At 41.9% G+C, this 7,409-nt stretch carries 6 protein-coding genes; 4 read left to right on the top strand and 2 right to left on the bottom strand.

All coding sequences use genetic code 11. From position 1 onward, the window contains the following. The first annotated feature begins 29 nt into the window (after positions 1–29). The gene (locus QL229_RS17125; RefSeq protein ID WP_281547210.1) at positions 30–1,703 is read left to right on the top strand and encodes an EAL domain-containing protein; all 1,674 of its coding nucleotides are present in this window, start codon (positions 30–32) and stop codon (positions 1,701–1,703) included. A gap of 198 nt (positions 1,704–1,901) precedes the next feature. Here QL229_RS17125 and QL229_RS17130 read toward each other — a convergent pair whose 3' ends face one another. Next, on the bottom strand, positions 1,902–2,951 hold the full coding sequence (locus QL229_RS17130) for a formimidoylglutamase (RefSeq protein ID WP_281547207.1): 1,050 nt from the start codon (positions 2,949–2,951) through the stop codon (positions 1,902–1,904). Positions 2,952–2,956: 5 nt separating this feature from the next. After that, a complete protein-coding gene (gene rraA / locus QL229_RS17135; protein WP_135922757.1) occupies positions 2,957–3,454 on the bottom strand; it encodes a ribonuclease E activity regulator RraA in 498 nt (165 codons plus the stop codon). Between the two features lie 212 nt (positions 3,455–3,666). On the opposite strand from rraA, the gene QL229_RS17140 reads away from it, so the two are divergent. The 3 genes from QL229_RS17140 to QL229_RS17150 all read left to right on the top strand — a co-directional run bounded on the left by QL229_RS17140 (position 3,667) and on the right by QL229_RS17150 (position 7,237). Continuing rightward, positions 3,667–4,203 carry a phosphatase PAP2 family protein gene (locus QL229_RS17140; RefSeq protein WP_235403923.1) on the top strand — a complete coding sequence of 179 codons (537 nt, stop codon included), beginning with the start codon at positions 3,667–3,669 and terminating at the stop codon, positions 4,201–4,203. Further along, on the top strand, positions 4,200–5,234 hold the full coding sequence (locus tag QL229_RS17145) for an MJ1255/VC2487 family glycosyltransferase (protein WP_138558029.1): 1,035 nt from the start codon (positions 4,200–4,202) through the stop codon (positions 5,232–5,234). The genes QL229_RS17140 and QL229_RS17145 overlap by 4 nt, the downstream gene beginning before the upstream one ends. Before the next feature lie 122 nt (positions 5,235–5,356). Then, entirely contained in the window at positions 5,357–7,237 is a 1,881-nt protein-coding gene (locus QL229_RS17150) for a HAMP domain-containing methyl-accepting chemotaxis protein (RefSeq protein WP_281547208.1), read from the top strand. Positions 7,238–7,409 lie beyond the last annotated feature (172 nt).

Here is a 7,409-nt window from a genome sequence, read left to right on the forward strand (position 1 = left end):
TGCCTGTGTTTTTAGCAGGCTGCGTTTTTATGGCAATGATTTGTGCGTTGTGTGTCACTCGTCATCCAATACTTAGACTCAGTTTAGTTGTTAATGGTGTGCTGGGGTTGGCAATCCTCAACTCCGCTATTCCTTGGTTAATCATTTTATTAGCAATGAGTCTTTGCTTTCATTTATGGCAAGCTTTTCGAACAAATAACTGGTTAGCGATTATTTTTACTGTCGCTGCAGCGATTACGTTTACAGTTATGTATTCTGCCCACTTATTGCTCGAAACTTCCGCGTATTGGCTAGTGATTTCAGTTATTGTTTTATCTGTGTCTGGCTTTTTTAACTTTGAAGAACCAGAAGAAAGTGAAGAAGTCATAGTTGATACTCCTTACCATGATGAAATAGACAGTACTCCACTAACTGGCTTGCCAGATCGCAGCGATTTACGACGTAGCTTTGCTAGCTGGGTTGAAGAACACTCGCATAACTGCGCCCTTGTTATGCTGCGTTTAGAGGGATTTGAAAGTGTTAACCAGCATATAGGTCGGGACTTTGGTGATTTATTACTTGCTCAGTCTGCTACTCGTATTAAACAGCAATTAGACAATGATGCAGTGCTTAATATTAGTAGTGGCGTTGGCAATATAGAAAAGCTTGCTCACTTAGGTGGATTAAATTTTGCCTTCATTTGCTCTCTTGAGGAGCAAAAGCATTTGCATGAGCAACTTATAAGTCAAATAAAACAAGTGACCTTAAAACCCTTCAATGTGGCAAATTGCACTATTGAGGTGAAAGTGCGAGCTAGCTACGTTACCTGTAATGAGCCTGAATACAGTTTTGAAAACCTTATTTCTTTCGCTAACCTTGCACTTGATTCAAACCCAGATCGGGCTATCGTGCCATATCATCCGCAAATGATGATTGAGCAGCTAGAGCAGCAAGCAAGGCTACGTGAGCTGGCGCACTTAGATTTTGCTAGTGAGCTTGAGTTGTATTTTCAACCAGTGGTTCGTAATAGTGACAACAAAATAGAGTTTTTAGAATTGCTGTTACGCTGGCAGCATCCAAAACAAGGGATCTTAGCAGCTAACAAGTTTATTGATGATATTCGTGTTGCGGGCCTTAGCTATCCGGTTGCTGCTTATGTGATTGAGCGAGCAGCAGAGCTTGCTATGGCATTACGTATGGAAGGCATGCAGCTGCCACTCAGTATTAATGTGTTTGGTCCTGAGATGCTACATGAAGAGTTTATTGAATTTGTAGACCGTATTGCCACCGAGCATCATTTAGAACCCGGCGCTTTAATTATTGAATGCCCGCTTGATCTATTTATGAGCTTGGATGATCAAGGTAAAGCCATGGTTGCAAGGCTAAGTAGCATTGGTATTAAACTGTGTGTAGATGGATTAGGTGATACCCCTGTTTGGCTATCTAAACTACCAAATTTGAATGTTGAGTATGTTAAAGTTGCAGCATCGCTTACCGCAGATTTTGCTCACCAAACTCAAATACGTAGCCTCGTTTCAGGGGTGGTGGCTATGCATAACCAAAATAATGCTAAAGTGATTTGTGAAGGGGTGGAAACCTTAGAGCAACTTAATTTTATTAAGTCATTAAACACCTATGCAGCGCAAGGTTATTATTTTAATTACCCGCTTAGTAGTGTAGGTATGGTGTCATGGTTAAAGCAATGGCATTTAGAGCATCAGTAATGAAGCTAGCGAGTTTCTAGGGGAAAGTTAGCGAGCTGTTTGACTCGTTACATTGCGTTTTATCTTGAACCTTGCTTCCAATTTAACTTGCTTCCAATTTAAGGGGGGCGGCATAAAGCCGCTGCTACAGGTAGGTGTGAAACTTGTTTCGAGCAGACTTCCCCAAAAATCAGTCGTTATCTCGTTTCTCGCCTCTTTCTAACTTGCCTCTCTTGCCTGCAAATACGCATTCACTAGGGCAGTGATGATTTGGCCAGCATCGTTCATGCCTGCTTCTAAACTAACAGGATGTTGTGATGGTGCACCTTCACATAAATGAAGGTAGCGAGCAGTTGTCTGGCTGGCTGCTAAATGCACAAAGTGTTCTGCATCACTCACACTAAAGCCGCAATTGGTATAAGCGCTAACTGGCATTAGCGAAATACTGTCTAAGTCAACTTCGACGCCTAATGGGGCATTATCGAATTTATTAAGTGCTTGTTTACATGCGGTTGATAAGTCTATATTGCGACGAACTTGAATGTCTTGATAACTATCAAACGAGAAGTTTGCTTGAGTTAACGCATTCATAATTGCTTGATTATTCTTAAATTCGTGCAAACCCATCACATGATAATCAGCGAGATGATTTTCGCTGTAGGCATACCTAAAGCCATTACCACTATGGCGACCTTCACAGTCTCTAAAATCAGCGTGAGGGTCTAAGTTAATGGCGTTTACTGGTTTGCCATGCTGCTTACTTAGGGCACGTAATATACCTAAGCAGTTGTTGTGTCCGCCACCTATCACAATTGGCTCAAGGCCAGCTGCAAAAATCATTGCCAGTACTTGCTCAACACGGGTGTCGATATCGCCACATAGTTCACGTAGTTTGGCTAAGTCGGCGTCGTTTTTATTATCAAGGTTAGCTGCTTGTTGATTTAAATCATCAAGCGCAACTTCACCAAGTAGCAATACACGCTCATGGTTTAAAAATTGGTTATGAGTTTGATTCAAAAAGCGCTTTAAGAAAGCTAGCCATGCTTGCTGTGCACCGCCATTACCTAGGTTAGCACGAGGCCCAATATCCTCACACACGCCAACTAAAACGTAACGAATACCAAATTGTTTGGCATCAATAAGAGCCTGAGAGGCGTTTACATGTGTATCAAGAAGAGCAAGAGCTTGCCATGCTTTTTGTTCATTGGCGCGGCGGACACATAAATGTTTTACCGCCGCTTCATCATAAATTTTAAGGGGATTTATCACTGAGATTAGTCTTCTATTATTTCTAACTCTAATTCTTCAGCAGATAATATAATGCCGGTACTATCGGCGTAAACAAAGTCACCATCAAAGAAAGACACACCGGCAAAATTAACGCCTATACCATCTTCGCCTGCGCCTTCACTGTCTGCAGCAACTGGAATAGAAGCAATTGCTTGAATGCCTAGATCTAGCTCTTCAAGTTCGTCAACATGGCGAATAGCACCGTAAACGATGATCCCTTGCCAGTTATTCTCAAGGGCGATTTCTGCTAGTTCAATATCTATTAGTGCGCGTCGGGTTGAACCACCACCATCGATCAAAAGCACACTATCGGTTCCGTCCGTAGTTAAGATATCGCGGATCAGCTCGTTATTTTCAAAACATTTAACAGTTTTCACTCGGCCACTAAAGCTTGGGCGTCCACCAAAATTGATAAACATTGGCTCGAGCACATCGACCACGTCGGCAAAGTGATCGCATAAATCAGAAGTGCTGTAATCCATTTTTTCATCCTCTAAAGAGACTGTCTGTTTAGTACCCAGTATACCTTGATACAACTCAATAACAACGACTTAATACTGGTTTATTCGTTTAAATCAAAGGAATTTCGTTATCGCAACATTAGTGTCTCAAAAGCGTCACCTAATTGTTATTTTTACCGCCTAAGCTGAGATGAGTATAAAAATTAGACGCAAAGTATGACAAGGAGCTTACCATGGCAAACAACATGCTTACTAAATTGGCCAAAGTGGATGAACAGCTGTTTTTAAGTGTGTTTAACGACGCTTCGCCAAATTGGCTCAGAAAGTCAGCGCTTGGTTTATCAAAAAGCGGTGATGGCGGACTTTATGTGGTGTTGTTCCTTGGGTTTTGGTGGTTTACCGAACAACTTCATTTTCAGCAGCTTGCGATGAGTATATTGGTTGGCTTTGCAATTGAGCGACCCATTTACTTTTTAGCTAAAAAGCGAATTGCGCGGGTAAGACCTTGCGACTGTTTAGTGCAAGGTGCGTATTTAGTGCCAAGTGATCAGTTTAGCCTACCGTCGGGGCATAGTGCTGGGGCATTTGTTATAGCGACTATTTTAACCATGTATTTCCCTGAGCTTACTGTGCTTTGGCTTCTTTGGGCATCGGGTGTAGCAGCATCTCGGGTGGTAATCGGTGTGCATTACCCTGCTGATGTAATTATTGGCGCAGGTATGGGGTCGAGTTGTGCAGTTTTAGCAGTCATGGTGGTGGAATCTATATGAGAATTTTGTACGGTATACAAGGAACAGGTAACGGACACATAACCCGTGCTCGCGTGATGGCAACCACCTTTAAAGCATTAGGGGTCGATGTTGACTACGTATTTTCCGGGCGCAAAGAGCAAGATTACTTTGATATGGCTGATTTTGCCGACTTTAGAACATTTAGAGGTTTATCATTTACCAGTAAATCAGGACAAGTTGATAGTTTAAGAACATTAAAAAATGCACGCCCTTTGCAGCTAATTAAAGACATTAAAAGCTTAGATTTACGTCATTATGATTTGGTTTTTAATGACTTTGAACCTATCACAGCGTGGGCAGCAAAACAGCAAGGTATTCCGGTTATTGGTATGAGTCATCAGGCTGCATTTTTGTCTGATAAAGTGCCAATGTTTGGTCGAGCTTTCTTTCGTCGTGCGTTGATCCGTAATTATGCCCCCGCGAATGTCTATCTCGGTGTTCATTGGCAACCTTATGCTGAGAATATTATTCCTCCTTTCATCGCGAGTCATCACCATGACAATCCTGTGATGGTTGAAAATAAAGTCTTAGTTTATTTACCGTTTGAGAACCTAGACAGTGTTGTCGACTACTTAAAGGACTTTCCTGAGCGTGAGTTTTACTGCTATCACCCCGATGCGCAAGATTGCTCAATCGGTAATATTCATCTGCGAGCGCCGTCACGAGTTGGGTTTCTTAACGATTTAGCCAACGCTGGTGGTGTGATTGGTAATGCAGGGTTTGAGCTTGCAAGCGAGGCATTACAGTTAGGTAAAAAGCTGTTACTCAAGCCGCTTGGCAAGCAGTTTGAGCAGGGGATTAATGCACAAACGCTGCTAGGCATGGGAGCTGCCCATGTTATGAGTTACCTTAACCCCTATGCGATGGATGATTGGTTGCAATCACCACAAAATAAAAGATTGAACTTTCCGAGTGATCCCGCGCCATTAGTTGAATGGGTAAGGAAAAAGCAGTGGCAGAAATTAGATAAGTTACACCAACATTTATGGCAAAAAGTTAACTTACAGTAAATACAGTTTGTTTGTTGGTTCCTTATATTGGAAAATGCATCGCCTTTTCAGGCTACTTTTTATTAGCTGCTTCAAATAGTTTAGCTATACTTTGAAATGCATGTTGCTATAGGGCACTTTGAATGAATGTATTACAAAATTTAACTATAAAACGTCGTTTACAGTTAAACGCGCTTGTTGTTGGCCTTGCAATGGTTGTAATGCTGTGTGTAATTATTTTTGAGTCACGCATGATGCTTAAGCTCAATGAAACAATTCAAAATGCAGAGGAACTCGATATTCATGAGCTTGCCATGCGCAAGCATGAAAAAAACTTTTTGTTTTATAAAAAAGTTGAGAGCCTTGAGCTTTTTGAAAATGAGTATACCCAGTTAAAAACCAAAATTGCTCGCCTAGATGAGTTAGTCGATGATCTTGATATGGATAGCACTAAACTGGATGAGTTTAAAGGATTAGCAAAAACTTACTATGACGACTTCAATGAGGTTGTGGTACTACAAAAGAAAATAGGTCTACACCCAAAAGATGCTTTATACGGAGAGCTAAGAAGTGCTGTGCATCAAGTCGAAACATTGCTTGATGACCGCGATAACTACAGATTACTGACATCTATGCTACAGCTGCGCCGTGCCGAAAAAGATTTTATGCTGCGCTTTGATTTGAAATATATGACTAAGTTCGATGAGCTGGTTGCCAATTTCAAAACAGAAATAAAGAGTGCCGGGCTTGATGCAAGCTATGAAAATAAGCTCATCAGTTTGCTTTCGACATATCAAGCTAAGTTTAAAGCCTTAGTTGATGCTCAGGTTGCGCTCGGGCTAGACTTAGAGTCAGGTGCTTTAGGTGAAATGAAGCGCAGTGTTGAGATGAGTGATGCGATTGTTAATCAATTTACTGAACAAACTAAACAGTTCGTTGAATCGAGTGCTTCACAAGCTCAATTAATTGCCTTCGTTGTATTTATTCTCGCTAGTATTATTGTGATGATACTCGTGTACTTAACCAGTCGCTCTATCATAAAACCTATCGAGCGTGTTTATCACACAATTAACGAAATTCGTCGCAATAACGATTTAAGCATGTCGATTTCTCAATCAGGTAAAGATGAAATTACCACCATGACGATCGACTTTAATAGCTTGATCAGTGATTTCAAAAAGCTGATTTATGAAGTTAATACCGCGCTAAGTACCCTTAACGTGGCAACTGAGCATTTATCAGAAACGACAGCAGCAACAAGCTCAGGTATGCAAGAGCAGCTTCATGAAGCAGATATGGTTGCTACAGCTGCCACTGAAATGCAGGCGACGATTCAAGATATTTCTCACAACACAGAAGCGGCTGCGAAAAAAGCTGAGTCAACTAACTTAAGTGCGCAGCAAGGTCGTTCGGAGGTTGAATCGACGGTGGTGCAAATTAATCACTTATCAGATTCACTCGGGAATGCATCAAGTGTGGTGTCGCAGTTAGAAAAAGACGCCGAAACGATTGGCTCTGTGTTGGATGTTATTCGTGGTATCGCTGAGCAAACTAACTTACTGGCACTCAATGCGGCCATTGAAGCTGCGCGTGCTGGTGAGCAAGGTCGTGGCTTTGCGGTCGTTGCTGATGAAGTACGTTCACTTGCCCAGCGTACCCAAGACTCAACACAAGAGATTGAGAGCATTATTTCGACCCTACAAGGTCGCACACGAGAAGTGGTGAGTATTATGCAGCAATGTCGTACACAAGGTGGCGAAAGCGCGGCGCAGGCAAGCAAAGCCGGTGAGTTACTGCGTTCAATTACCGAAGATGTACAAACCATTATGGATATGAGTACTCACATAGCCACAGCAATTGATGAACAAAGCCAAGTGGCTTCTGAGGTTAATAAAAACGTGGTACGCATTCGTGATATCGCTCAAGAGGCATCGGGTCACGCGGCAACTAATGCACAAACCAGCGAAGAAGTATCTGAGCAAGCGCGTGTGCTTTATCAGGCAATCGATAAGTTTAAAGTTTAATGAATTAGTCTGATGAAAAACAAAAGCGCGGTGATGGTTTCGTCATCGCGCTTTTTTGTTGCTTGGGTGTGTATACCGCGACAAGGTTTTAATACCATATATGGACTATCTCCGATTGCAAGACAGTAATTGATAGAATTTCAAAGTTCATTGCTGCCATATATTCGGCTTT

The sequence above is a fragment of the Pseudoalteromonas sp. PAR1 genome (assembly GCF_947311895.1).
Lineage (GTDB): Bacteria > Pseudomonadota > Gammaproteobacteria > Enterobacterales > Alteromonadaceae > Pseudoalteromonas > Pseudoalteromonas lipolytica_C.